Source organism: Vibrio sp. JPW-9-11-11 (assembly GCF_013369335.1).
Classification (GTDB): Bacteria; Pseudomonadota; Gammaproteobacteria; order Enterobacterales; family Vibrionaceae; genus Vibrio.
Genome location: NZ_SZQJ01000036.1, coordinates 627,016 through 653,622 on the forward strand (window position 1 = coordinate 627,016; position 26,607 = coordinate 653,622).

Here is a 26,607-nt window from a genome sequence, read left to right on the forward strand (position 1 = left end):
TTATTGATTGACCAAAGTGCGGTCTTGTTATTAAAGTGCGGCTTTTTTCGCTTCTTCAATCCAAGAATCAAATAATGCTCGGTTGGCTTTAATCCAGCCGTTAACATGCGCTTCGATATCTGCTGAGCTGTTTTTACCTTGGCTCATCATCATGTTTTGTGCGCTCACATCATTGATGTTGACCTTAATGATCTCAAACAACTTGGCTGCTGCTGGGTTATTTTCAGTAAACTCTTTGTTCGCCACGATGCGCATCGAGTTCATTTCAAAACCGTAGTTTTTGCCATTGGCGAGTGTGGTGTCGACATCTTTACGCTCACCCGGTAGCGCTGAAAATGGTACTTCTAGCCAAACCACGTCTTCACCCGGAACCAGTACGCCACTCACCCAGTAAGGAGTCCATGTGTAATACAGGATTGACTCGCCTTTGTTGTAGCGAGAAATAGTATCGGCGATGATCGCTGCGTAGTTACCTTGGTTGTGGCTGACGGTATCGCGGAGTTTGTAAGCGTCAAGTTGTTCTTCGATCACTAACTCACAACCCCAACCTGGGTTACAACCCGTTAGGTCTGCTTTACCATCATCATTAGCGTCAAAGAGTTTGGCTAGCTTAGGATCTTTTAGTTGGCCAATGTTAGTAATTCCGTACTTCTCAGCCGTTTTTTTGTCGATCAAGTAACCTTGCGCAGCGCCTGAGATATATTGACCTTGACGGAAGAACTTGTCATCGCCGCCAGCCATAGTGTACTTATCAGCATGAAGCGGGAACCAACCCACTGCTAGGAAAGTCGCGTCGCCTTTCGCGATAGATGTGTAGCCTACGTTGTAGTCGACTTCTTTTGTTGGTTGAACCTCATAGCCAAGCTCTTCAAGGGCACGGTTAACGATAAGAGTTTGGAATGTCTCTTCAGCCACTGTGGACTGAACCGGTTGAACCGTGACACCCTCACCAGGAAGCTTTGATGCCGATACGCTTGCGGAAAGCGCGAGGGTTGAAAGGGCACTTAATGTCAGTGTTTTCTTCCATGAGTTGTTCATTTAAGTTTCTCCTTAAGGGTTGCTTGAGGTTTGTTCTGTTTAGCGAATCGTTTAGTGACCAGAGAAATAGGCCCGGTGTGATACCAGCGTAATTTGGTGTTGCCCGCATTTGCGCCGAGTTCTTGGGTGATGCGGTCGAGCAGTATGGCAAGGATAACGATACCTAAACCACCTACCGCGGCCAGTCCCATATCGAGGCGTCCGATACCGCGCAGAACCATTTGGCCTAGGCCGCCCACAGCGATCATCGAAGCAATTACAACCATGGAAAGCGACAGCATTAGGGTTTGGTTTACCCCGGCCATAATGGTTGGAAGCGCCAAAGGCAATTGAATGCGGTACAACATCTGTTTGCTGCTCGCCCCAAATGAATGACCCGCTTCGATGAGCTCCTCCGGTACTTGCTGAATACCCAAAATGGTCAAACGAACGACGGGCGGTAAGGCAAAAATGATGGTGACGACAACACCAGGAACATTACCGATACCAAATAACATGACAATCGGTACTAAGTACACAAACGCTGGGGTTGTCTGCATGGCGTCGAGTATTGGCCTGACGAATTTTGCAGCGGTATCGCTACGAGCGAGCCAAATGCCGAGTGGCAACCCGATCAGCAAGCAGAAGAAGACCGAGGTCATGACAAGCGCCAAGGTGGTCATGGCTTGTGACCAAGCGCCGATTAGACCTATAAAGATGAGCGATAATACGGTTGCGACGCCTAAGTGCAGACTAGAAAACTGCCAAGCGAGCAAAAAGAGGAACACCAGCATGAAAGGGGCTGGGGTTGAGACCAATGCCGTCTCAAAAGAGGTCAGAATAAAATCAATCGGGACGCGAACTGCCTGAAAGACGGGACGTCCGTGTTCAACCAACCAGTTAAGGCCTGATTCTACCCAGCTATCGAGGGGTAAAACGGCGTCTTGGAAAGGGTTGAGTATATCAAATGGGGCTTGCTCAACAGATTCGCTGGTTAGCCAGTCGTTAGCAGGTGCGCTGTTGTCTGCGGCTTGCCCCCATGGATCGTTTTGTTGAGTCGTGGTCTGAGACCACGGATCGCTATTGGTTTGCTCTGATGACATGGGCTATTCCTTATCTAACGTTTGCAGTAATCGTGATTTGGTGACGACACCAAAGTAATTACCTTGTTGATCGACCACAGGGACTGAATAGGGAACGTTAGCGACCGCTCCTAATATGTCATTGATTGATTGGTCTGGTTCGAGAGTGATGCCATCTTCGATTTGAGCGCTACTTAGTGAACGGTTTTCCTTGTGGGCTGCGCGCAGAGAATCAACAGAAACGATGCCTAAGTAACGGCTGCTTCGGTCAACCACAATGCCATACTCGCGGTCGTTATCGATCAGGATTTGCATAGCGGATGCAGGCCCGTCGTGTTCTGATTTTTTAAACACTGCCGCTGGTTTCTTGCGAGCAATATCTTTTGCCGTCAACACACTAGCGACATTAACGCCACGGAAGAATGCGGCTACGTAGTCGTTGGCGGGTTTGTGCAAGATTTCATCAGGCGTTCCGACTTGAACAACTTCGCCGTTTTGCATAATGGCTATTCGGTCGCCAATACGCATCGCTTCGTCAAGGTCGTGAGAGATAAAGACTATCGTGCGTTTATCATCGTTTTGCAATCGGATCAGTTCGTCTTGCATTTCAGTTCGGATCAGAGGATCGAGTGCCGAGAAGGCTTCGTCCATCAACAGTATATCTGGGTCACAAGCCAGTGCTCGTGCTAGACCAACACGCTGCTTCATCCCCCCAGAAAGCTCATCGGGGAAAGAGTCACAATAGGCTTCTAGGCCAACCCGCTCTAGCGCTTCGAATGCGGCTTTGCGTCGAACTTCAGTATCAATGCCCGCAAGCTCTAGGCCAAATGATGCGTTCTCTATTACTGTCATATGTGGCATCAGCGCGAAATTTTGAAATACCATCGAAATATTGTTGCGACGAACGTCACGCAGCTCTTGATCGGTAATGTGGGCGATGTCTTTGCCTTTGAGAAATACATTACCTTTGGTGGGTTCGATGAGTCGGTTGAGTAGGCGAACAAGGGTTGATTTACCTGAGCCAGATAACCCCATGATGACGAAGATTTCGCCTTCATTGATGCTCAGTGAGACGTCATTAACACCGATGGTTAACCCCGTTTTTTCAAAAACGGCGTCTTTGTCTGCACCTTTTTCTATCATCTTAAAAGCGCGATCAGTGTCTTCTCCAAACACTTTATACAGTCCCTTAACTTCCAGTATGGGATCCATGCTTTTTCCTTTTTTAGAGAGTGAATATCGTTGAATTCGATTAGAACTCTAATTAATTAATGGGGGCAAATCAAGGAATGCTATTCGGTATGAGGGGGTGGGGCGTACTGATTAATGAGTTATCAATTACTACGAATTACTTGCAACTGGTTGTTTTTATTTGTTTTGTTTGTTTTTTGTGGAGGCTGGAAACTTTATTGAGTCAAGATTTAGATTTTATAACAAGCAAGGGGTGATTGTGGCGAAAGCGATTTAGTTTTAGCTGTTAATATTAGCGGTCGAACCATTTGTCCATCAGCGAGGCGTTTGCCTCGCTGATGTTGCGCAAAAAACAATCGGTCAGTGTTTGCGTTTTGGACCATGGCGAACAAGATCTTGACCAGTCTGAAAGACCTCTTCGGTAACCCAACGACCAAGCAATAGCTGGTTATTGTCATCCAACACCGCGACAAATCGTCTTCCGTCGCTATTACTTGTCGCTAATACGACTCCAGCGGCGTTATTAAGGCCTAATACACCACTTTCAATGGCAACCAGAAAGGCTTCAAGTTCTTGTAAATCGGCGATGATTTTATCGTCATTAATCATAATTTCTCTCTAACAAGCACGGTGGTCTGAATCATTCTGTTCAGAGCGATAAATTTAGCGCTACTTTAACCAGCATAGTGAACAATTGCTACTGCTGTGCGAGTGGGATGAATAACCTTTAACCATTCGCACCCCAAATGGACCATTGGCGCCGGAAGACAACCGTTTGTCGCAAAGTACAGCGTACACCCTGTGTCATGAGTAACCTTTGCTTATTCAATCAAGCAAGGGAAGAACACGATGAAAAAGAAATGGCTAACTTCACTGATTTGTATCTCTGCAATGACTTCCGGTTCGCTCTACGCGGCACCAAGTGAGGCGTTAATCGCTGAGTATAATCTCGCCGCACAAGGTGACGAAGAGAAAGTCACGTTGGTTTATGAGCAGCTAACGACGCAGATCAACACACATGGTAGCGATGCGCTTAGTCTGGTTTATCTTGGCAGCACCCAAACGTTAATGGGCCGAGATGCGTGGATGCCTTGGAACAAAATGAAGTATACCGAGCAAGGGTTAGCAACGATCAGCAAAGGGCTTGATCTAATCGTTTCTCAGTCTTTGCCCCTTGAACAACAAGTGATAAGACAAGGCTTGCCTGAGTCACTGCTCGCCCGTTCGATTGCTGCCTCTACCTTTACCTCACTGCCTGACATGTTTAACCACTTTGAACGTGGCTATGACCTGTTTCTCGATTTGCTCGCAGAGCCGAGCTTCAATCAGCAACCGATTGAGGCAACATCTTGGGTCTACTTATATGCGGTCAATGCCGCGGTCAAAGCTGGCGACCATGAACAAGGGGCTGAGTGGGTGGCGCAATTACAGCGTTTACATCCCGAACACACGGTTGTCGCTCAAGCACAAGCCATATTACAAAGTGCGGCTTAGGGAGGCGTTATGATCGAATTTAACGGCATCAGTAAAACCTACCGCTTGGGCGAGCAACAGGTTAACGCGCTCACTGAAGTGAGTGGCACTATTGGCGAGGGAGAAATGGTGGCGCTGTGTGGCCCGTCTGGCTCTGGTAAAAGCACGCTACTGAATATTCTTGGTCTACTTGATATGGACTATCAAGGCAGTATCACATTGGCAGGGCTGGAATATCCCAAACATGCGTTGCAGGCGGCTAAGCTACGTCGTCATCAACTCGGTTTTGTTTTCCAACGTTTTAACCTTATCCCTGTGATGACCGCGTGGGAGAACGTGGCTTACCCGCTGATGTTGAATGGTCATTCGTTGGCCGAGCAAAAGCGTTTGGCGCTCGAGATCCTGGACAACGTTGGTCTATCTGATTTGGCGTTTCATCGCCCTGACAATCTATCCGGCGGCCAGCAACAGCGGGTGGCCATTGCCCGTGCGCTTGTGCACAAGCCGCAATTGGTGATTGCCGACGAACCAACGGCCAGCCTTGATAGTCATACCGCTTCTATCGTTATTGATATGATGAAGCGTCTAGGGCATCAGCTGAATACCACTTTTATTGTCGCCACTCACGATCCACGCATGGCATTGCAATGTGACCGCTCTGTCGAACTGTGTGATGGTTTAATCAATAAGGAGCCAGTCAAATGGGCAAGCTGATCCCCCACACTATTCGAGTCGCGTACTTGAACCTCAATCGCAATCGCCGCCGCAGTTTACTCTCGGTGTTGATCATTGCTATCGCCATATTTGCGCTAACATCGGCTGGCGGTTTTGGCCTCTACACCTATCAGTCACTCAAAGAGTCGACGGCCCGTGATACTGGGCACTTAACCATCAGTCAGCCAGGTTTTTTTGAACAAGATGAAGAAATGCCTCTTGCCAACGGGTTGGCTGACGCCCCTGCCATCATGCAGCAGGTGCTTGCTCATGATGAGGTGCGCGGTGTTCAGCCAAGAATTGACTTTACCGGGCTGGTATCGAATGGCAACAAATCGACGATTTTTGTCGGGATTGGGGTCAACGAGCGTGAATTTGATATGAAAGGACCGTTTCTCGATGTTCGCCAGGGCAAAACCTTGTCGAGTATCCACTCTTCTCGTTACGACCCGGCTGAGCCGGAAGTGATGCTGGGTGTCGATCTGGCGCGAAATCTGAGTGTACAGCCGGGCGACTGGGTAACCTTGTTGGCGACCACCAGCGACGGCGCGCTCAACGCTTATGACTACAAAGTTCGAGGTATTTACTCGACAGGTGTGCCGGAGCTCGACAAGCGTCAGTTATACCTACATATCGACTCTGCACAGCAGTTGTTGTCGAGCGACAAAGTCAGCACGCTATCGGTATTTTTGTTTGACACCAGTAAAACCGAGCTTATGCAGCGTTGGGTGGAAGAGCAGTTGGGTCAACTGACACTGGCACAAAACGTTGAGGTGACACCTTGGCAGCAGCGCGCCTTTTTCTATAACAAGGTGAAAGACTTATACGATCGTATCTTTGGCATCATGGGGGCGGTGATGGCGTTGGTGGTGTTTGTTGCGCTGTTTAATACCATGACGATGTCGGTGACTGAGCGAACACGAGAAATCGGCACGCTATCGGCATTGGGGACCTACCCAAACGAGATCGTTGCGAGTTTTGTGCGTGAGTCAGCGCTGCTGGCATTCATTGGGTCAACGTTGGGCGGATTGTTGAGCCTAGCGACCAGCTTGCTGTTGATGGTTGTTCAGATAGAAATGCCACCGCCACCGGGAAGAACCGAAGGATACCCACTTAACATCTATTTCTCTCCGGAGCTACTGCTGATGACAGCACTTGGCGTCACGCTCATCTGTATCACCGCCGCTTGGCTCTCTGCGTCAAAAGGAGTGAAAAAACCCATCACGGAGGCATTGATTTATGTTTAATAAACTTATTGTTGGATTGATTACTTGGCTGGCTATGACCACATTGGTCGCAGCACAAGATGTCGATACCATGGTGAAAAATGCAGATCAGTACCGTTTAGACAGTAAGGCTGCCAAGGTGGTCTCCTTGGTCAGTCTGTTCGAAAACGGTCAGCTCGACAAAACACGCCAATACCATGTTTACACTCGAGAAGAGCGTCAATCATTAGTGATCTTCAAATCTCAAGTTGAAGCCGGACAGAAAATGCTAATGCTGGCAGATAACTACTGGTTGGTGATGCCTAAAAGTCGCCGCCCGATCCGCATTACTCCAATGCAAAAGCTGCTGGGTGAGGCGTCGGTAGGCGATATCTCAACCCTTACTTGGAGCGAGGACTATCAAGCGAGTTGGGTATCGAATGAAACCGTAGCGTCTGGCCAACAAACGATACTCACTAACCGTCTGCGTTTAACCGCCAAAACGACAGGAGCAAGTTATCAAGCCATTGATTTATGGTTAGATGCGCACGATGACTTTCCGATCAAAGCCGACTTGTATCTGCGTTCAGGTAAACTCGCCAAACAAGCTTGGTTCGAACGGGGTACACGCGACGAACAAACACGAGTAACCGCAATGACGTTGTTGGATCAAATCCAACCTGCGAAAAAAACCGTGATCGAGTACCAATCCATCACTCCGACGGTACTCGAAGATAAGTACTACAACCCCGCATACTTAGTACGCAATGCAATCGCGGAGTTATAAATGACAAGCACACGAGTTCGATGCCTCCTTCTGACCTTGCTGACTTTGGGCTCACATGTGAGTCAAGCACAAGATTTGACCTTTGATTGGGACTATACGGTGAGTGGTCGCTCCACCGCGCATCGAGATTCACTGCTAGTTGGAGAGGCGATAAGGGACCGCTCGCACAGTGTTGACGCGCTGCTCGATGTGCAATTTGACGCTGCGGGGTTTAGCGGTTTGCTCGCCGCGAAAGGTAGCAATATTTACCATTCAGACCATTCCATCTCTTTTGAGGGGGAGCTCATTGTTCAAGAGCTGATGTGGCAAGGTAGCGTAGGGTCACTACCGCTGGATCTCACGCTGGGTAAAGTGCGTTTGGATTGGGGAGTGGGGTATGGTTATCGCCCGCTCGACCTGTTCAAACCTTATCGGCGCAATCCGGTTGGGATTCAGGTTGAGGAGGGGAGTGGAACGGCGATGTTATCCTACTTCGACCTGGCAGGAGAGTGGAGTCTGGTTTATACCGACTCGTCTTGGACCCAACAAACCACCAGCGCACTGGAGCAGGCCACGCAGCAGCAAGGCGCGGGTGTTCGACGCTATTGGCTAGATGGCGACAGTGAGTGGCAAACCGTGCTCTATTACGATGATGTTCGTCATGGTCTCGCCGCGACATCTTTGGTATCGGTACTCAATCCTGCGTGGTCAGTGCATGCTTCTGCGATCTATCAGCGACATTATCAAGCCTATCAGCAAACCCACAATAAGCCAGTGCAACTCACTCGCTATGAAGACGGTTATCAGGGGTTAATTGGGCTCAATTGGGCCAATGCTCTGGGTAATAACATCATTGTCGAGTATTGGTACGATAGCCGCGCCTGGAGCAAACGTCAGTGGCAGAGTGCGTTTCGCGACGTCGACCGTTTGAGCGCCAACCCTGTGAGTCAGCCGATGGCGCGCTCGTATGCGAACGGGCTGACCCATGCCAACTTAGTTGAACACAATGTAATGTTACATTGGTCACTTGATTCAACCAGTTGGAGCCAATGGCAGTGGTCGAAGGATTGGCTGTGGCTTGATGACTTAACCCCCACTTTCGACTTGCTAGTGGCCCCTCAAGATGGCGGTGTGATCGCCACCCAACGGCTCAATTACACGCTATACGATTCAGGTTCAGTCTCATTTTTAACTGAAATTGCGGCGCGTTTTATGACTGGAGACAACACGTCGATATATGCAAACTTACCAGATAAGCGTATGATTTTTATTAATCTAAAAGGGAAATTCTAATGGTTAATATTAGCCCCAAATTCAAAAGCATAGCCAAAAGCTTAGCGTACACGACACTGTTTTGTATGGTGATCGCGTTTGTGACGCAAAGCATTTGGCCAAGTCCATACTTGGAACATTTGGTGATAAGTTTGGGTTATGGGTTTAGTTCGGTTGCCTGCTCACTTATCATTAACGGCTGGAAACCCGATATGCCAACCCGATTGGTCAATCTGTTTTCGGTGACGGGGGCGATGGTGTTCGGGACGGTCAACGCCTACTTGTGGCTGAGTCGTTATGAGAAATTCTCGGATCTCAATGAAATGCGACCGGTTGTGGTGCTTGGCTTTATCTTTACCGCCACCTGCTTTTTTTACTTCTACACCCATGAACAAAAGCTGATCGCACAAAAAGAGCTAGAGACCGCCAAGCGAATCCAGTCAGATCAAGAGAAAGCGTTGTTGATGAGTCAATTGCGTCAACTGCAAAGTCAAATTGAGCCTCATTTTTTGTTTAACACTCTGGCTAACGTTAACGCCTTGATCAGCCAAGATCCTCAAGCTGCGCAACATATGTTAGGGAAACTCACCGAGCTGCTTAGAGGCACATTAAACAATAGCCGCCAAACGGAATCGACGCTCGAAGCGGAACTCGATTTACTTGATGCGTATTTAGCTATTCAGAAAATCCGCTTGGGTGATAGGCTTAACTACCAAGTTGATAATAGGATCGAGCGCTCGATAAGCTTTGCGCCGCTATTGCTGCAACCTTTGGTAGAGAACGCGGTGTTGCATGGAGTCGAGCCTAAGGTTGATGGTGGAGAGGTAACGATTCGAGTGCAACAGCAACAAGACCAAGTCTTAGTTGAGGTCAACGATACCGGAGTGGGGCTTGATCCTAGTCTTACCGCCAAAGGGCATGGCTTGGGGCTTAGCAATGTCCGCCAAAGGTTAGACGCACTCTATGGTCAACATGCCAAACTGGCGATAAAACAGAATTCTTATGGCGGGGTGTGTGCCAGTCTCTCTATCCCGTTGGAACCACATAATACGTAAATAAGGATAGCCGATGTCGAATGACGAGTGGAGTGCAGTGATTGCCGATGATGAGCCAGTACTGCGTCACCATTTGAATAAACTGCTGGCGGACCACTGGCCTGAGCTTGAGGTCAAAGGTTTGGCCCAAAATGGCCAAGAAGCTTTGAACTTGATTGAACAGCATCAGCCAGATGTGGTGTTCTTGGATATTAGAATGCCACAGCTAGATGGCATGTCAGTCGCTAAGGCGTTAACCAAGCAAGGCAGCAATCAGCAGATAGTGTTTGTCACCGCTTATGACGAGTATGCGCTGCAGGCATTTGAAACCAATGCCGTTGATTACCTGCTCAAACCCATAAGTGACCAGCGTTTAGCGCAATGCATCGATAAATTGAAAGCGCGACTCAAGCAACACGCTGAGCCGCAGCAGCTTGATGTCGCGGCATTGATGCAGCAGTTGCAGCAAATTCAAAATGATCCAACGCCAAACTATTTGACATGGCTAAAAGCGGCAAAAGGCGAAGACATTCACCTTATCGCCGCAGAGGATGTGCTCTATTTCAAAGCAGAAGATAAATACGTGTCGTTGTTTACGCTTGAACAGGGCAAAAAAGTAGAATATCTACTGCGGACCTCGCTAAAAGAGCTCTTGCAGCAACTCGATCCCAATCAGTTTTGGCAAATTCACCGCTCTACCATAGTCAATGTGGCGGCGATTGAAAAAGTGAATAAGGTGATCACTGGGAAAATGGTGGTGGTGATCGAGGGAGATAAGTTGCCCGTGAGTCGAGCAATGCAAAGCCAGTTTACCAACCTGTGGTAAGGTTAACCGCCTGAGTGTCAGTGAAAAGGCCAAGTAGAGAGCGACTCGTTGGCCCTTATTAATCAAGTGAGCAACTGCGATGTCTGAGAATAGAACGAACAAACTTTACTATGTGTACGATCCCATGTGCTCTTGGTGTTGGGGCTACAAGCCAGTTTGGCAACAAATACAGAACTCATTGAGTGAGAAGATAGACATTCATTACCTGCTTGGCGGCTTAGCCCCAGATTCCGATGTGGCGATGCCCGATGAAATGCAAAAGCAAATAGCGGCATACTGGAAGAAAATTGAAGATTATCTTGGTACCGCATTTAACTATGATTTTTGGACACAAAATACGCCACGACGTTCAACCTACCCCGCTTGTCGCGCGATACTTGCAGCCCGCAAACAAGGAGCGGAGTTCGCGATGCTGGATGCGATTCAACAGGCTTATTACCTGCAGGCGCGCAATCCCAGCGATGCCGATGTGCTACTCAATCTAGCGCAACAGACTGGGCTTGATACCCAACAGTTTGAACACGACTTTACGTCGGCCGATCTCAACCAATCATTATTAGACGAAATTGCATTTGCCCGCCGTATTGGGGGCAACAGTTTCCCTTCATTGTTCGTGCAAACCGCGCAAGGGTGTGTTGAGTTGCCAGTCGATTATCAGTCTGCCACGCGCACTATAAAACAAGTGGAAGCGCTGATAGAAGGTTAAACAACACTGCCAAGCCGCTTTCGACAGTATGCTCAGCGTTTAAAGGAGAGAAACAGACAAGCCAGAGGCGGCAGATCAAGCGTGATACTGCCGTGTCCTTCCTTGACGTGTAAGACTCGCGTTTGATCAGTGAGCTTGTCTAAGAACGTATAGCGACCGGAGCTCAATTGCCAGTGGCTTATTAGCTCATCAGGGATAGTCAATGGCACGGTTTTCCCATTCTCGCGACTGAAATTGGTGGCGATGATGACAATCTCGTTGGCATCGGAGCGAGCGAAAGCGTACAACTTATGTCGAAGTTCTGCGAAATGCGAGAAGTTGGCTGCATAGAGGTCGTGGTAGTCGCCAGTTAGCGCTGAACTGTTTAACGTTGCATGAAGCAGTTTTTGGTAAAAGCTCCGCAACTGCTTCTCTTGGTTACTCAGTTGCCCGCCATCATAGCGGCCATGATTGACCCAACGCTGGTGCGCAGGCACACCGATATAATCAAATATCGAAGTACGAGAAGGCTGACCAAAACCGGCCATATCGCTCGCCGCTTCGCCAACCTCTTGGCCAAAATAGACCATAGTGGGTGAACTGGATAAACACGCCGACACAAGCATGGCTGGGAGCGCTTTTTCTGCGCAACCAGCAAATTCTGGGCTAGCAATACGTTGCTCGTCATGGTTTTCTAAAAAGTGCAGCAGATGGTGTTCAATATCCCGCCACTGGTATTCAATACGGCCAATCTCGCTGGTTGACCCTTGACCACGAATAATCGCCTTGAGGTGGTCATAAAGGTCTACTTTGTCATACAGGTAGTCCATCTTACCCAACTGAATATAGTCGCGGTAAAGCTCAGGCTGATAAACCTCTGCTATCAAGATAGCTTCGGAGTTGACATGTTTTATCGACGAGTTTAGATAGCTCCAAAATTCCACAGGCACCATCTCGGCCATATCAAAACGAAAACCGTCTACGCCCAATTTGAGCCAATAAAGTGCAATATCGAGAAATTTTTGCCAAGAGTTGGGCACGCTCTTCTGTTGCCAAAACTGATAGTGCTCGTTGGCGCCGCGCTGGCGGTAGCACTCTGGCAGTGAGGCAAAGTCTTTACGTCCATCGGGGCGAACCCCGTAATTGATCTTAACGGTTTCGTACCAATCATCGTGATTCGGTTTGGCTAATCGCGAGCCATTGCCGGTCCATTTGGCGGGATATTCATGGTAAGGCGTACGCATGTCTGGATGGTCTTCACCGCCGAGGGGCGGGTGGCTCTCCAGTGCGTCTGGCAGTTCGAACGGTTTGTTAGGAATATAGTAAAAGTTATTGTCTCTGTGGTACTCAACGCGGGTATCGTCATTGCTACCAAAATCACTCACGCCTGCTGGATTGTTCAGCCCTTTGTAAACTCGCGCAACGTGATTAGGCACAATATCGATGATCACCTTCATCCCAGCGTTATGGGTACGCTCGACAAGCGCTTGGAACTCCTGATTTCGCTTGGTAGGGTTGTCGGCAAGATCGGGGTTAACGGAGTAGTAGTCTTTGACCGCATAAGGTGAGCCCGCTCGGCCTTTGACAACGCTTGGGTGATCGTTTTCGATGCCAATCTGGCGATAATCACCAACCAAAGCATGGTGCGGTACGCCGGTGTACCAAATGCAAGTGATACCCAACTGGCGAATTTGTGCCAATGCGTGGTCAGTAAAATCGCTAAACTTACCCACCCCGTTTTGCTCTATGCTTCCCCAGGGAATTTGGGCTTGTTGTGTATTGCCAAATAAGCGGGTAAAGACCTGATAAATGTTCTGTTTCTGCATTGTATGATACCACTGGAAATCTCTCTACATAGCCTAGACCAAGCAAGCGATAAGCAACTCATCCCTTAATCATTGGGTTGGGGCGTAGAGGTAAGAAATGTGATCGGATGAAAAAATCCTAATAGGCGTCTCCCTGTGGCTCATTGAGTAGTTGAACGTTAAGTTGGGTGAATTGTTCGCGATAACTCACAAAACTGACAAGTCAAACAGTCAGCTATATATTTGATTAATTAAAAATAATGTTAAATTTCATGGGTTTGTAATCTATTTGTCATTGGGGCTAGCTCGGTGTTTGGTTTGACACAGCGCTTGCGTTTTCTACGCTTAATAGTGAGAAACGTCAGATGAAAAGGAGAACAGAATGGCGAAGTTCCAACAAGACATTCCAAATCGCGTGACGGTATATCACGACGATATTGACCAGGAGAAAGCGCTGAAGAATGCGATGTTGCCGGAGAAACCGCGCTACTTTAACGGTTCACCGACCTATGAAGCAAACAGCATTGACGAGTTTAGAGATAAATTGAGTCAAATAGGCATGTCATTGGATAACTAACCACAGTCAACTAACAATACAGATGCACTCAACAACAAAGGCAGCGTGACGCTGCCTTTGTTGTATGTGGAGTAATGCGCTGGAAACGCCCAAATGAGCGTTTTCTCACTCTGTTATGGTTTTATCGCAAGTGATAAATCGGGTTACGATATCTTTCGCGCTCACATTTCTCAGCAGTCGGTATGTTAACGCTCAACTGCAAGCGATTCGGTTTCAACACTTTGGCTGAGTAGGCTTCCACCCAACCAGGCAAACCAAATAATCTGAGTTACACCAAAAATTTCAGTTAGAACTTCTGCTGGGTAGACAGTCGCTACACCAACAGATCCTACCGTTATTCCTAGTAAGCTAAGTCCATTTGGAAATGCGTCGGATTTTAGAGAAGCCAGGCTGACGAAAAGCACCCATAGTCCACCAACGAGCTCGTTTCCTCCTCCTAGGCTTTCGATAATAACTGAGATGATTGTCCACATATCAAAGGCTTTTTCGACCGATGAATCCATGACTTCAATGGCATGTGCAAGCCCTACATTGGCCAGCATGCCGCTTGCAATAACCAAAACGACCCATATAAAACCGAAGACAGAACCCAACTGAACAAGCAGACGATGGGTCGATTTCAATTGGTGATATAAGCCAAGAACGAGCACAGATAGAAAAACGCCGAACACCACGTACATCAAAAAATAGATCATTGAAAACGCGACTTGATGTTCTGCTAGATAAGTCATCTTCTCCATCGGGGTCCCACTGGAAGGGAATGCCCAAAAAGCGCCAAAGTAAACAAAGGCAACAATGTAAATCAGGGCTTCAACAATCGCTGAGGCACCTGCAAGTTTTGGTAATTTATTCACGACTGACTATCCCTTGTCCATTCTGATGGTTTGCACTTCCCATACGATACTAAACCAATACGTTGTAAATACAATGACTCATAGTTGAGCACATTGCGACAACCTAACTGAAAATCGTAAAGAGGGTGACATCGAGTACAACGTCGGCGAGTAGATAGGCCACTTAGTGAGCAATATTCATTGTCAGGTTCAGGTCGAGCGACAGCCTCGAGAGTTTGTCTTTGAGGATTCGACGCGTTTTCTCAAGCTCGGCGACCTGAAGCTGTTGATCAACCGCGTGAACATCTAACTTAACGCGTAGTTCGCGTCCAACCTTAGTGACGCCTGCTACTTCAAACTGCTGTGAGACGTGCGCCGAGAGTGCCGAAACTTCTTTATCGACGACCTGACAAATTTCGTCTGCCGGTTTCATCATTAATAGCTCGCGTAGGGCATCGCGAAGCATTTCAAAAGGTACCTTAATAAAATAGAACGACATGGCGATCATCATCATTGGGTCGGCGTACACTGCGTAATGCGCAAGGGGGGATAGAGTCAGCAACCATGCCGCGATAAAGCCCAATGTGACGGCAACACTCAATAGGGTGTCCATTTGCCATTGCTTCGACTCCGCTTCGATTAAGCCCGACGAAAAACGTTTAGACTTCTTAGCAATGTGCCACCAAGCGTAACCACAACCCACAACATTAATCACGCCGAACAGCGTTGCGATACTGGCGTCGACTTCACGACCGCCACTGAACATGGCAATGACCGCAGAGTAGAGAGAATAGCCGACAACCGCGAGAATCACGCTGCCCTTAATGGCGATAACAATGGGCTCAAGGACGGACTTTCCAAACGGAAAGTCACGACGAGAAGGACGTTCGATAAACTTTGATACTGCGAGCGACAATAATGTTAACAGTAAACTGACTAAAGAGTAGACACCATCAAACACGATCACTAGCGAGCCAACGAGCAAACCAAGAATCAAACCACCACCCGCGAAGCCAGATGCCAGCATCGCTGAGAAGGTTAAAATGCGTTTTTCGTTTAGGCTTGTCCTAGCACACATGGTGGAATCTCTATAATAAACACCTTTATAGTGTTCTCAAAATAGGCCAATTAAACAAACACTATTGGCTTTGTTAATCCACATGGATTTCTGGGTTTATATGATTTTCTTTATTTATCAATTTGTTATGAGTTTATTTTGCTGTCAGCATTTTTGACGCTGAGTGATTATTGATCCAAAATGAGGCGCTTTTTTGGTTAGAAGTCGAAGAGATATTCGTTGAGTTTGTCTGCAAGCCAGGACATGCCAGGGTGCTCTGACATACCTGCTGCGGTGAACATACAGTAGTCTTCTTGCGTCAAACCATAGGTGTGCTTGATCACCGCTAACTCTTGTTTACGCAGTAGATGACGGATCAGCGGCTCAGGCAGCACGCCCCAAGCGTCTTCGTTGAGAATGGTATTGAGCATGTAGTCAAAGCTAGAAAAACCGATATAACGAAGTGAAAAAGGTTGCAGCTCTGGGTTGTCTTTCTCGTTGAGGTAAACCATCACCGCTTGCATCGAATTACGTAAATCATCGTCGGAAACGCGGCGCAGGCGGGCGAGAGGATTGCTGGCACGACATACCGACATCATGCGAATTTTACCGAGCGGTTGGTAGGTGATGTGTGGGTCGTCGATACGTTCATAATCGACGCCAAAAGCAAAGTCGACTTGTGCTGTCGCCACTAAGTTCGCCAAATCGCCACTGGATGCCAACACAATGTTAAACGAAGTGGCGGGAAAACGGTTATTGAGTCGATGTGATAAATCTTGCCACAGCTCATCGGGGAGCGAGTCGTCGCGGGCAATCCAGATCTCGGCGTTAAACTCGCCCGAGACTTGGGCGCAGGTTTGACGAATACGCGCAGCGGTCACCAGTAGGTTCTGGCAATCTTTGTAGATGGCTTTGCCCGCTTCTGAGAGCGCTAGGTTGTTGCCACTGCGCACAAACAGCTCAACGGCGAGATCTTTTTCTAACGCTTTGATCGCCATACTTAATTTAGTACGGTTACACTCTAAGTGCCGCGCCGCTTCGGATACGGATCCCATGTCAGCGACAGTACAAAAGGCTTCAATCTGCGATAAGTTCATCTTTTAAACAATTGGCTGAGTCTTTGGCCGATATTATATCAATCTTAGGCGGTTGTCTGTTTTCCTCATTGAAATGCTATGAATTTCATGCAGTTTTGGTACTCTTGCTCAACGCCTAATGAATGTAGTTACAGGGAGATCATGATGGCTAATAGTTGGGACGATGTCGCGCAAAGCTGGGACTCGGAAGCCTCCACAAATATATACGCGGACAAAGCCTTTGAATCCTTGCTAAAGTTCGTTGATGTGAAAGGAAAGCACATCTTAGATTTTGGTTGTGGAACCGGATTGCTTAGTCAGCGCTTGTCACCAATCGTTAAAGATATTGTCGCCTTAGATAGCTCCGAAGCGATGATCGAGCAGCTTGATAGAAAAGAGTTACCCAATGTAGAACCTGTCGTGGATATGCTGACTCGCGGATTGGTAGCCATGCACCCGGCATTTCGTGCCCAGTTCGATGTGGTGGTAGCGTCATCCGTGTGTAGCTTCGTACCAAGCTATTCTGAGGTCGCCGACATCGTTTACAGCCTGCTCAATGAAGGCGGCTACTTCGTTCATTGGGACTGGTTATCCGATGTCGATGAGCCAGGCGGTATGACCATCGCACATACCGAGCAAGTATTGACCAGTGTTGGCTTTAGCCAGGTAGAGGTGTCAACTCCGTTCGAGATAGATACGCCAAACGGAGCGCTCAAGGTATTGATGGCGCTGGCAAAAAAATAAATAATGAATAAAACAAATGAGCCCGGTGTTAACACCGGGCTTTGTATTTTGAATGAGTTAGGTAGGAGTAAAAAGCAAGACCCGCATTATGTGTTATGATTTTCGACTAGTTAAAACACACCTCTGCCCAGCGGGCTAACCCAGCTGTGACGGAACCAAAGTAGTTGCCGCTGACGACATCAATGTTAGGCAGGGTTTCTTGCACGGCGCCGCGTAGAATGGGTGAACGTGCTGAACCACCGGTCATGAAGATCGCATCGGGTTTTACGCCGCCTTGCTCTACTGCTTCTTTGACCAACGCTGCCATTTTCTGTTTTGGTGTTTCTATCGCTTCGATCATGTCCTCAAACCGGATATCCACCTCGAGCTGCTCAGACAGCAGTTGAATCACCCCGTGATAGTGGGTGTGATCCGAAAGCGCAATCTTGGCTTCTTCCGCTTGGCGCACAAGGCGGTAACCCAGTGTTTCATGGAAAATTTCAAGTAGACGTGTGAGTTTCTCCGGCTCTTGCGCCTCTTTCCTGAGCTGTTTTAACGTCGCCAAGTTTGAACGAGAGTAGAAATCGGCTTGTGCATCGACACTGTTAATCGCAATTGGGTTCCAGAACTGGATGGTTGGCATAACGATATTTGCGCTGGTTTTACTGCCAAGACCAAACGGAGTCATAAGCTGCTTAAAGGCGAGGGCGATATCGAGATCGTTACCCCCAACACGTTGACCACTGTGCGCTAACAAACTTTGTGTTCTGTCCGCTTTACCGCGCCAGCTTGGCCCCATTTCGATCAGTGAACAGTCTGTGGTACCACCGCCAATATCCACCACCAGTACGGTTTTGTTATCGTTCAACGAGGCTTCGTACTCAAGGCCAGCCGCGACAGGCTCAAATTGAAATTCGACATGCTTAAACCCAGCGCGTGTTGCCGCCTTAAGCAGGATGCTTTCGGCTTGTCGGTTTGCGGCGTCGCTGTCGCGGCCATGAAAGTTGACAGGTCGACCGATCACGGTCTCTGTGATGGTTTGCTGCGCATCCTCTTCGGCGTTGCGTTTGATGTTATCCATCATGGCGCAAACGAGGTCCTCAAAGAAGCTGACTTGAACGTCACGCAGTCCAGAAGCCCCTAAGAACGATTTTGGCGACTTTACGTAATAACTCTCGCTGGGATCTTGTAAGTAATGATCCAGCGCAGCTTGGCCAAACGCGACCTCGTCGGCAATAAATTCAATGCCTTCTTCTCGATTGATGTTGATTGCGCGTCGTAGCACCTGTTCGCCCACGCTGTCGATGGGTTTAATATCACGGTGTTTGAACAGATACTCAGCCACTGCTTCGCGACTGGGCGCGGATAAGGTAGAAGGAATGTAAACGCTGTCGCCCTCGAGTTTGAGCAGCTTTGGTTCTCCTTGCTCCATTTTTGCAACTGAGCAATTTGCCGTCCCGTAGTCAAAGCCAATAAACATTCGAACCTCCTACCATTTAAAAAAAGGTCGGCAATGCTACCTCAATGCAAAAATGAAAGCTACTTTTTGGCCTGTACTATTTAAGAGTCAGTCGGCCTTTGTCAAATGATCCGCCCCCATGTGTTATGGAATATAGGCTCAGTAAGTCGTGATCAATAAATATCCTTATAAAGAGGATGGATACTATTCCTTCCTCTACACTTAATAAGTAATGTCTAAAGTAATGCAAGGGAAAGGGTATGAAGAAACTACTTATGGGGTTGGTGACTGTCATTGCACTCTGTACATCAATGGTTCCCCTCACTCAAGCTGAAGAAGCGTCTGCGATAGCCCGTGGTGGACGACTGTATGATAAATGGTTCAAGGTGACAGGGGCTCCAAAGCCAGCGGAAACACATAAGTCTTGGCCTGCATCCAATAGCAAAAAGAAAGGCGACGTTACTTGGCGCTGTAAATCTTGTCATGGTTGGGATTTGCTTGGTAAGGATGGCGCATATTCGAAAGGATCTTATCAAACGGGAATCAAAGGATTACAAGATTCGGCGGGCGCTCCTTTAAATGAAATAATTGCAGTAATTAAAGACGACATTCACGCTATGTCTGGCATGATGAGTGAACAAGATTACAATGATCTGGCGCTTTTTGTTAGTAAAGGACAGGTTGACATGAGCGCTGTAATCAATCCAGACAAAACCGTGAACGGTAATGTCGAGCAGGGAGAAGCTTATTACAATACACTATGCGCTTCATGCCATGGGAAAGATGGAACGCTGCCTAGCGACTTACCTGCTCCATTGGGAAAAATAGTCAGTAGTAATCCTTGGGAAGGGTTATTCAAAATAATGAACGGTCAACCTGATGAGGCTATGCCAGCTATGAGAGCACTGCCGCTAGAAGTATCAGCGGATATTCTTTCATATATCGTAACTCTGCAGCAAAAATAGGTTTAACCGAATTTTATCCAGTAGTCCCTGGACGAACTGTTCAGGGACTGTTCTATCCAGTGAGCAAACAATAGAGACAAGACTATGTGGAAGCTGTGTCCGCGAAATAAAGGTTTTGCTTGGTGGCCTTTTTTAGTTGGGATAAGCATCGGAGTAATATTACTTGGTGCTTTCCATATAGTGTTGGAAAAAACCAGTACAACCGATTTTTGCGTTTCTTGCCATGGAATGAAAACGGTGTATCAAGAATACCAAGAGTCCATTCACTTTAATAATCCATCAGGCGTTCGAGCTAGCTGTTCAGACTGCCATGTCCCTCAAGAGTTCTTCGCTAAGGTTTGGCGCAAGATTAAAGCTTCACGAGAAGTCTACCATGCCTTGGTAGGGACTATTGATACACCAGAAAAATTTGAAGAGCATCGATTAGATATGGCTCAGCGAGTTTGGGCTGAAATGCTAGAAAACGACTCTCGTGAGTGCAGAAATTGTCACACCTATCACGCGATGGATTTTCCAAGTCAGAGTCTAAGAGCGAGAGAGAAGATGGAAAGTGCCATGTTGGAAGAAAGGACCTGTATAGAATGTCACAAGGGCATAGCACATACCAAGCCATATTCTGAAGATGAGTTTGATGATTAGTTTTCAAGAACTAATGGGGTCAGGTGTGTGAACGATTCAACAGGGTCATGCACAGCTATTGCTTGATGACCAATCACTTGTTAGTCGAAACGCCCGATGGCAACTTAAGCAAAGGGATGAGGCAATTGGTCTGCACTATTCAAGAATCAGCGAATAGTGTCAAAGGCAAGATCTGCCCCCGTACTTTTGCGTATTGATATTTGGAGTCAGTTGTTGCTCATACACGACATTCTTTGCCTTTTTAGCCAATCGTTTTGCATATCGAGACAGCGAGGAAAATATGAAGGGACGATCATGGAATGAAAATTATTAAGTTATTATTATCGCTCCAAATCCAATATACGTGAAAATATAAATATCAATGAAACTAAATAAAACACTAATTTTTATTCTTCTCCCTTCTGGTATGTCGTTATCAGTGAGTGCCGCAAATTTTTCAGAACAACCCTTTTGGCAACACTATAAAACAACGTCGACTGTTTCTGCGCAGTCAACTTCGGGAACTGCTTCTAAAAATGGCAGTAATCAGCACGTGTCAGGTCAAAATCTTTCTGTTGATTCAGTGACAGTTGGTCGCTTAGGGAATAGTACCTATATTTCTTTTATCGAGGCCGTTGTCGGTAAACTAAACGGGACTGAGAGAGGCCATGAGCAAACGCCTTATGGAAGGGAGTTACTAGAAGTGAGTGGTTTATTTAGCCAGTTATGGTCTGTTAACTCTTCTCTCCAGCTAGGCTGGAACTATTATGGCATTGACCGCAATCTTACCCATACGGACACCGGGAAGTTCGGCTATAGTTTAGGGTCGTTAGGGGGCAGCGCCAACTATACCTGGAATGAGTGGTCGTTCATGCCAGTATTAAACTACGTATTTACGGCGAAACTGGGTAAAGATGGATTAATGGACTTAGGCGAAAGCGAGTTCGATGGCTTCTTTTTCTACCCGAGGGTTAGCCGAAAATTTTCAAGCAATGGTGCTAGTTTTATGGTTGGCTCTGAGTACTTCAGAGGTTCAAATGATGAAGGCACAGATGTTAATTATCTGAAGGGCGTTGCCAAAATAACATCGCCAATCGGTAGTAGTGAAAGCTGGTCGGTAACAGGCAAGTTAACACATATCTCATATTCATCTTTCGACTATTTTGGTATTGACATGAACCCTTACCAAGATACATCGGTATCGTTCGGAATTAAGTATAATTGGTAATTGTGTTCTAAAATAAACAATAATGAATTTCTGAATTGACAGAGGTTATTGTCTAGGGATTATTAATTGAATTTTAATATAAATGATCTAATTTAATTGTTCTAGCGATTAATTTTTTATTTTAAAAAATAATATGGTAAGTTCCCTGATTGCTAATTTTTTACTTTGCAGTCAAAATTCGTTAGATTTATACGGTTATAATTAGCGAGTGCAAACAGACTTATATTAATTCTATTTATAATCATTGGGATAAATGACGGATGAAAGCATATTAACTAAGGTTAGGTCTTGCCGTTTGCTTCCCAAGGGAAATGGTCTAGCTTTTAGCTAGGCCATTTTTGTCTATAACACAGCAAGTTGATCGAACTCTTAGGGCAGATGTGTGCAGAAAGGCAAGACTTAAGCTCATACTCCCTCTCTTTTATCCCCAAAAACTGTCCGTATTTGTCGTGGGCACTCTTCGCTATACTTCGCGCAATTTTACAAAAAGCTCTGGATTTACGCTCCAGTTCGCTAAAAGGATAAAACATGACAGATTACGTAGTATGCGCACTGTACAAATTTGTGCGTCTTGAAGATTATGTGGAACTTCGTGAGCCACTAAAGGCCTTGATGGAGAAGCATGAAGTCCGTGGTACGCTCTTGCTAGCCAATGAAGGGATCAACGGTACGGTCGCCGCTCGCCGCGAAGGTATTGATGCGCTTCTTGCGTGGTTTCGACAAGACTCTCGCCTTGCAGACATCGTGTACAAAGAGTCGTTCGATGCAAACCAACCCTTTAACCGCACTAAAGTTAAGCTCAAGAAAGAGATTGTAACCTTAGGTGTGGAGGGGATAGACCCGCGCCACGTGGTTGGTACATACGTGAAGCCAAATGAGTGGAACGAACTCATCTCAGATCCTGAGGTGTTCGTTGTCGATACACGTAATGACTACGAAATCGAAATCGGGACATTTAAACACGCCGTTAACCCAAAAACGGAGACGTTTCGTGAGTTTCCTGACTATGTCGCTGAAAACATGGATCCAGCCAAGCACAAAAAAGTGGCGATGTTCTGTACCGGCGGGATCCGCTGTGAGAAGTCGACCGCGTATATGAAAGAGCAAGGCTTTGAAGAGGTGTACCACTTAGAAGGCGGGATTCTTAAATACCTTGAAGAAGTGCCTCAAGAAGAGAGCCTGTGGCAAGGTGACTGTTATGTTTTCGATGGCCGTGTGGCGGTCAATCACCAGTTAGAAAAAAGCGGTTACGATATGTGTAACGCTTGCCGACTGCCTATTACTGAAGAAGAGATGGCGTCAGATGCGTATGAAAAAGGCGTCAGCTGCCCCAAATGCATTGACAAGCATACTGATGAGCAAAAAGCTCGATTCCGCGAACGTGAAAAACAAGTCCAGCTTGCTAAGCAACGAGGGGAAACTCACGTAGGTGGTGAAGCGGATCAAGTCATCGCTCAGCGTAGAAGAGAGAAACTTGCCCGAAAAGAGCAGCAAAGAAAGTCAAAATAGTCTTACCATTTTCACTTCTATCCCCTTTGCATCGATGCAAGGGGGTTATTATTTCGAGAAGAAGTGGGTAAAGCACTCCTAAAACATATTGCAGAGTAAAAAGCAGGCTTTCAATCATAGAAAGCCCACTTTTGGTGGCGGTTTAACTCACAGGTAGCTGCTGATACTGCGCAATTTCATTGAGTGCTTCTGGGTTGGCTATCGCGCTCAAGTTTTGCACTGCCTGACCGTGCAGCACTTGCTTTGCCGCAAGCTCGACTAACTTACCTGACTTGGTTTTCGGAATGTCGTTGATGGCGTATATCTCAGCCGGAACATGACGAGGCGAGCATTGCGTTCGAAGTGTGTGGCGAATGGTTTGCGTGAGGTCATCATCCAAGGTGTGGGTGGCCGCCAGTTGAACAAAGAGCACCACTTTTTCATCGCCTTCGACGCGTCGTGCAACGGCAATTGAGTCTTGGATTTGAGGCAATTGGTTCACCTGCTGATAGATTTCCGCGGTGCCGATACGAACGCCGCCTGGATTAAGGGTTGCATCGCTTCGCCCATAGAAGGTGACCCCTCCACGCGAGTTGATTTCGACATCGTCACCATGATGCCAAGCATCAGCGTACTTATCCCAGTAGGCTTTATGGTAGCGTTCACCGTCGTCGTGCCAAAACCCAAGAGGTTGATTAGGAAAGCTGTTACGGCACACCAATTCACCTCGCTGGTTAACGACCTCTTGTCCCGCTGGGTCAAATACCGCGACATCCATGCCCAGCCCCGCGCCTTGGCATTCGCCGCGATACACTGGCGAGATAGGATTGCCGATGACAAAACAGCCACAAATATCGGTGCCACCAGAGATAGACGCGAGGTGTACATCAACTTTTATCGATGAGTAAACGAAATCGTACTGTTCGGGATAGAGCACTGAGCCGGTAGAGCAGAGGGTTCTTAGGCTGTCCAAGGAGTAGCAACTGCTCGGGTTAAACTGGCTCTTTTGCAGTGCTTCAAGGTACTTGGCAGAGGTGCCAAATAGAGTCACTTTGGCTTCCTGCGCTAGTTGCCATAGCGCGTTAGGATTTGGATACATTGGGCTGCCATCGAAGATGACTAAGGTTGCGCCGCTGGCGAGCGCAGAAACGTGCCAGTTCCACATCATCCAACCACAGGTCGTGTAGTAGAACACGCGGTCTTTGGGTTGAACATCACAATGCAACTGATGCTCTTTAAGGTGGTTTAACACGGTGCCACCCACAGAATGCACGATACATTTAGGCTTACCAGTGGTACCTGATGAATAGAGCACAAACAATGGATCGTTAAAGCCAATGCGTTCGAAATCTATGCCTCGTGGTAAAAAACTGGCCAGGATCGCCTCCCAGTCAGAGAAGGCTTCACCATGGTCTTCGCGTGATAAGTCGGTTTGCAAATAGTCTATCTGGCAAGTGTTGACTAGGCTGGGCAGCGCATCGGAGATTTGGCGGTTTTTTTCCTCGATGTGGTAGGTTTTACCGTTAAAGTCGTAGCCATTACAGCAAAACAAAACTTTGGGATGAACTTGGCCGAAGCGCTCAATGACACTTTCAGCGCCAAAGTCGGGTGAAGTGGATGTCCAAATGGCGCCTAAACTGGTCGCGGCAAGCATCGCGATAACGGTTTCTGGCATATGCGGCAGGTAGCCAGCCACTACATCGCCTTTTTCGACGCCATTATGTTTTAACCACTGCTGTAAAATAGACACTTGGTCACACACATCTTGCCAAGAGAGCTGGCGGTTTTCCCCGCGTTCGTTTTTAAACCAGATGGCGATGTCATCGGGGGCTTGAAAAGAGTAGGCGAGTAAATTTTCGGCGTAGTTGAGCTGCGACTGAGGGAACCAAATGGTATCTCGGCTTGGGTTAAATGCGCCCCATTTGGCTAATCCTTCACCTAAGATACAGTCACCTTTGTAGCCGATGACGTCACAAAACTGCCAGATCTCTAGCCAAAAATCCTTTTTATAGTCGATGGACCAGCGGTGTAAGTCCGCGTAGTTTTCGATTATATCGCCTTGAATATTAACGTGTTTTATGAATTGGCTTAAGTTTGACGACTCGATTCTCTCACTGCATGGTACCCAAATTGGGGCAGAGAAACTTGGCTCTGGGTTGGTCATGACATCCTCGTCTTATGGTTCTCCGTTATTGGATTAAGCTTTGATGAAATAATGGCCAAAGTCAAACTTATCGGGTGACAACAGATGGCTGAAAAATAAGAAGAAAGCCGTCAAATGTAAACAAAGTGTTACACCGGGATGGGGTGACTGAGTCGCTTGGTTAAATTGTCAGCGCTGCAACATGGCGATAGGCTGAATGTGAAGGAATTGTTAATGGAGCTAGGTATGGTGCAATATCATTCAAAACCGGTCAATGATCAGGGCTTGGTTGACTGGAGTGTCGAAGAAGATCGCGTGTGGCGAGACTTGGTCAAACGGCAATTGCACCTAGTGGAACAACGCGCGTGCAAAGAGTATTTGGCAGGCTTACGCTTGCTCGATTTACCCCTCGAACGAGCCCCGCAAATCGTTGACATCAACGAGGTGCTAGCTAGTGCGACGGGGTGGCAGATCGAGCCTGTACCTGCATTGATCAACTTCGACCGATTTTTCGCCTTGTTGGCGGAGAAAAAGTTCCCAGTGGCGACGTTTCTGCGCAGCCGAGAGGAGTTTGACTATCTCCAAGAGCCGGATTTTTTCCATGAAATCTTTGGCCACTGTGCCATGTTGACTAACCCCGAGTTTGCCGAGTTTACGCACACCTACGGTCAGCTGGGACGCGATGCCAGTGATAAAGAACGCGTGTACTTGGCTCGGTTATATTGGTTTACGGTTGAGTTTGGGTTGGTTAAACAGGGTGACGAAACCAAGATTTATGGTGGAGGGATTCTTTCTTCCCCTGGAGAAACGTTGTACGCATTGGATGACCCTAAGGCAAAGCGGGAAACATTTGATATTCATACCGTATTACGAACCCCCTATCGTATCGATATTATGCAGCCAGAGTATTTTGTGTTGGATGATATTCAGCAGTTATACCAACTCAGTCGAATGGATTTGATGTTTCACGTTAAACAGGCGATGAAAGCTGGCCTGCTCCCCCCATTATTTGAACCAAAGGAAGTGACTCATGCTTGATGAATTGCGCTGTGAAGCGTGTACTAGTAGTGCGGTGGCATTAGGTGCCGAAGAGAGACGATTATTGCTCACTGAACTCGATGGTTGGCAACTGCTCGAACGCGATGGGATTCCGCAACTTGAAAAAGTGTACAAGTTTAAGAACTATAAAATGGCCTGGGCCTTTGCCAATAAAGTCTCGCAGCTGGCAGAAGAAGAGTTTCATCACCCATCTGTGTTACTCGAGTGGGGTAAAGTGACGGTCACTTGGTGGAGTCACTCTATCAAAGGTCTGCATCAAAATGATTTTATATGCGCAGCTAAGTGTGATCGGCTCGATTAAGTCACCTGCC

At 47.3% G+C, this 26,607-nt stretch carries 26 protein-coding genes; 16 read left to right on the forward strand and 10 right to left on the reverse strand.

Annotated elements, in window-relative coordinates; all coding sequences use genetic code 11:
• Positions 1-30: 30 nt before the first annotated feature.
• From proX to FCU94_RS18735, 4 genes are all read right to left on the reverse strand, one after another.
• Positions 31-1,038, reverse strand: a complete 1,008-nt coding sequence (proX, locus tag FCU94_RS18720; protein WP_176289972.1) for a glycine betaine/L-proline ABC transporter substrate-binding protein ProX — start codon at positions 1,036-1,038, stop codon at positions 31-33.
• A complete protein-coding gene (proW, locus tag FCU94_RS18725) occupies positions 1,035-2,120 on the reverse strand; it encodes a glycine betaine/L-proline ABC transporter permease ProW (protein ID WP_176289973.1) in 1,086 nt (361 codons plus the stop codon). Before proW ends, proX begins: the two co-directional genes overlap by 4 nt.
• A gap of 3 nt (positions 2,121-2,123) precedes the next feature.
• A complete protein-coding gene (gene proV / locus FCU94_RS18730; RefSeq protein ID WP_176289974.1) occupies positions 2,124-3,311 on the reverse strand; it encodes a glycine betaine/L-proline ABC transporter ATP-binding protein ProV in 1,188 nt (395 codons plus the stop codon).
• A gap of 339 nt (positions 3,312-3,650) precedes the next feature.
• Positions 3,651-3,899: a hypothetical protein gene (locus FCU94_RS18735; RefSeq protein ID WP_176289975.1), complete on the reverse strand. Its 249-nt coding sequence runs from the start codon at positions 3,897-3,899 to the stop codon at positions 3,651-3,653.
• 240 nt (positions 3,900-4,139) lie between these two features.
• Between FCU94_RS18735 and FCU94_RS18740 the strand changes: the two genes are divergently transcribed.
• The 8 genes from FCU94_RS18740 (at position 4,140) to FCU94_RS18775 (ending at position 11,286) form a co-directional block, all read left to right on the forward strand.
• Positions 4,140-4,784: a hypothetical protein gene (locus tag FCU94_RS18740; protein WP_176289976.1), complete on the forward strand. Its 645-nt coding sequence runs from the start codon at positions 4,140-4,142 to the stop codon at positions 4,782-4,784.
• A gap of 9 nt (positions 4,785-4,793) precedes the next feature.
• The gene (locus FCU94_RS18745; protein WP_176289977.1) at positions 4,794-5,477 is read left to right on the forward strand and encodes an ABC transporter ATP-binding protein; all 684 of its coding nucleotides are present in this window, start codon (positions 4,794-4,796) and stop codon (positions 5,475-5,477) included.
• Positions 5,465-6,724, forward strand: coding sequence for an ABC transporter permease (locus tag FCU94_RS18750; protein ID WP_176289978.1), 1,260 nt, complete (start codon positions 5,465-5,467; stop codon positions 6,722-6,724). Before FCU94_RS18745 ends, FCU94_RS18750 begins: the two co-directional genes overlap by 13 nt.
• Entirely contained in the window at positions 6,717-7,469 is a 753-nt protein-coding gene (locus FCU94_RS18755; RefSeq protein ID WP_176289979.1) for an outer membrane lipoprotein-sorting protein, read from the forward strand. Before FCU94_RS18750 ends, FCU94_RS18755 begins: the two co-directional genes overlap by 8 nt.
• Positions 7,470-8,741, forward strand: a complete 1,272-nt coding sequence (locus tag FCU94_RS18760) for a hypothetical protein (RefSeq protein ID WP_176289980.1) — start codon at positions 7,470-7,472, stop codon at positions 8,739-8,741.
• Complete coding sequence (locus tag FCU94_RS18765) at positions 8,741-9,775, forward strand: sensor histidine kinase (protein WP_176289981.1); 1,035 nt, start codon at positions 8,741-8,743, stop codon at positions 9,773-9,775. Before FCU94_RS18760 ends, FCU94_RS18765 begins: the two co-directional genes overlap by 1 nt.
• A 13-nt stretch (positions 9,776-9,788) precedes the next feature.
• Positions 9,789-10,580, forward strand: a complete 792-nt coding sequence (locus FCU94_RS18770; protein WP_176289982.1) for a LytR/AlgR family response regulator transcription factor — start codon at positions 9,789-9,791, stop codon at positions 10,578-10,580.
• Positions 10,581-10,659: 79 nt separating this feature from the next.
• Positions 10,660-11,286 carry a DsbA family protein gene (locus FCU94_RS18775; RefSeq protein ID WP_176289983.1) on the forward strand — a complete coding sequence of 209 codons (627 nt, stop codon included), beginning with the start codon at positions 10,660-10,662 and terminating at the stop codon, positions 11,284-11,286.
• A 32-nt stretch (positions 11,287-11,318) separates the two neighbouring features.
• On the opposite strand, the gene FCU94_RS18780 is transcribed toward FCU94_RS18775, so the two are convergent.
• The gene (locus FCU94_RS18780; RefSeq protein WP_176289984.1) at positions 11,319-13,091 is read right to left on the reverse strand and encodes an alpha-amylase family glycosyl hydrolase; all 1,773 of its coding nucleotides are present in this window, start codon (positions 13,089-13,091) and stop codon (positions 11,319-11,321) included.
• Positions 13,092-13,452: 361 nt separating this feature from the next.
• Between FCU94_RS18780 and FCU94_RS18785 the strand changes: the two genes are divergently transcribed.
• Positions 13,453-13,647: a hypothetical protein gene (locus FCU94_RS18785; RefSeq protein ID WP_176289985.1), complete on the forward strand. Its 195-nt coding sequence runs from the start codon at positions 13,453-13,455 to the stop codon at positions 13,645-13,647.
• A 185-nt stretch (positions 13,648-13,832) separates the two neighbouring features.
• Here the strand turns inward: FCU94_RS18785 and FCU94_RS18790 are convergent, their stop codons facing one another.
• The 3 genes from FCU94_RS18790 to FCU94_RS18800 all read right to left on the reverse strand — a co-directional run bounded on the left by FCU94_RS18790 (position 13,833) and on the right by FCU94_RS18800 (position 16,634).
• On the reverse strand, positions 13,833-14,501 hold the full coding sequence (locus FCU94_RS18790; protein WP_176289986.1) for a hypothetical protein: 669 nt from the start codon (positions 14,499-14,501) through the stop codon (positions 13,833-13,835).
• A 163-nt stretch (positions 14,502-14,664) separates the two neighbouring features.
• Entirely contained in the window at positions 14,665-15,558 is an 894-nt protein-coding gene (locus FCU94_RS18795) for a cation diffusion facilitator family transporter (RefSeq protein WP_176289987.1), read from the reverse strand.
• A 197-nt stretch (positions 15,559-15,755) separates the two neighbouring features.
• Positions 15,756-16,634, reverse strand: a complete 879-nt coding sequence (locus FCU94_RS18800) for a LysR family transcriptional regulator (protein WP_176289988.1) — start codon at positions 16,632-16,634, stop codon at positions 15,756-15,758.
• 144 nt (positions 16,635-16,778) lie between these two features.
• On the opposite strand from FCU94_RS18800, the gene FCU94_RS18805 reads away from it, so the two are divergent.
• On the forward strand, positions 16,779-17,357 hold the full coding sequence (locus FCU94_RS18805) for a class I SAM-dependent DNA methyltransferase (protein WP_176289989.1): 579 nt from the start codon (positions 16,779-16,781) through the stop codon (positions 17,355-17,357).
• 106 nt (positions 17,358-17,463) lie between these two features.
• On the opposite strand, the gene yegD is transcribed toward FCU94_RS18805, so the two are convergent.
• Positions 17,464-18,816: a molecular chaperone gene (gene yegD, locus FCU94_RS18810; protein ID WP_176289990.1), complete on the reverse strand. Its 1,353-nt coding sequence runs from the start codon at positions 18,814-18,816 to the stop codon at positions 17,464-17,466.
• Between the two features lie 239 nt (positions 18,817-19,055).
• Between yegD and FCU94_RS18815 the strand changes: the two genes are divergently transcribed.
• The 4 genes from FCU94_RS18815 (at position 19,056) to trhO (ending at position 23,115) form a co-directional block, all read left to right on the forward strand.
• Entirely contained in the window at positions 19,056-19,760 is a 705-nt protein-coding gene (locus tag FCU94_RS18815; protein WP_176289991.1) for a c-type cytochrome, read from the forward strand.
• Between the two features lie 84 nt (positions 19,761-19,844).
• Positions 19,845-20,399, forward strand: coding sequence for a NapC/NirT family cytochrome c (locus FCU94_RS18820; protein ID WP_176289992.1), 555 nt, complete (start codon positions 19,845-19,847; stop codon positions 20,397-20,399).
• A gap of 361 nt (positions 20,400-20,760) precedes the next feature.
• On the forward strand, positions 20,761-21,606 hold the full coding sequence (locus tag FCU94_RS18825; protein ID WP_176289993.1) for a hypothetical protein: 846 nt from the start codon (positions 20,761-20,763) through the stop codon (positions 21,604-21,606).
• Between the two features lie 528 nt (positions 21,607-22,134).
• A complete protein-coding gene (gene trhO, locus FCU94_RS18830; protein WP_176289994.1) occupies positions 22,135-23,115 on the forward strand; it encodes an oxygen-dependent tRNA uridine(34) hydroxylase TrhO in 981 nt (326 codons plus the stop codon).
• 142 nt (positions 23,116-23,257) lie between these two features.
• On the opposite strand, the gene FCU94_RS18835 is transcribed toward trhO, so the two are convergent.
• Positions 23,258-25,258 carry an acetoacetate--CoA ligase gene (locus FCU94_RS18835; protein WP_176289995.1) on the reverse strand — a complete coding sequence of 667 codons (2,001 nt, stop codon included), beginning with the start codon at positions 25,256-25,258 and terminating at the stop codon, positions 23,258-23,260.
• A gap of 225 nt (positions 25,259-25,483) precedes the next feature.
• On the opposite strand from FCU94_RS18835, the gene phhA reads away from it, so the two are divergent.
• Both phhA and FCU94_RS18845 read left to right on the forward strand, forming a co-directional pair.
• Positions 25,484-26,275, forward strand: a complete 792-nt coding sequence (gene phhA / locus FCU94_RS18840) for a phenylalanine 4-monooxygenase (protein WP_176290099.1) — start codon at positions 25,484-25,486, stop codon at positions 26,273-26,275.
• Positions 26,268-26,597: a 4a-hydroxytetrahydrobiopterin dehydratase gene (locus FCU94_RS18845; protein WP_176289996.1), complete on the forward strand. Its 330-nt coding sequence runs from the start codon at positions 26,268-26,270 to the stop codon at positions 26,595-26,597. Before phhA ends, FCU94_RS18845 begins: the two co-directional genes overlap by 8 nt.
• Positions 26,598-26,607 lie beyond the last annotated feature (10 nt).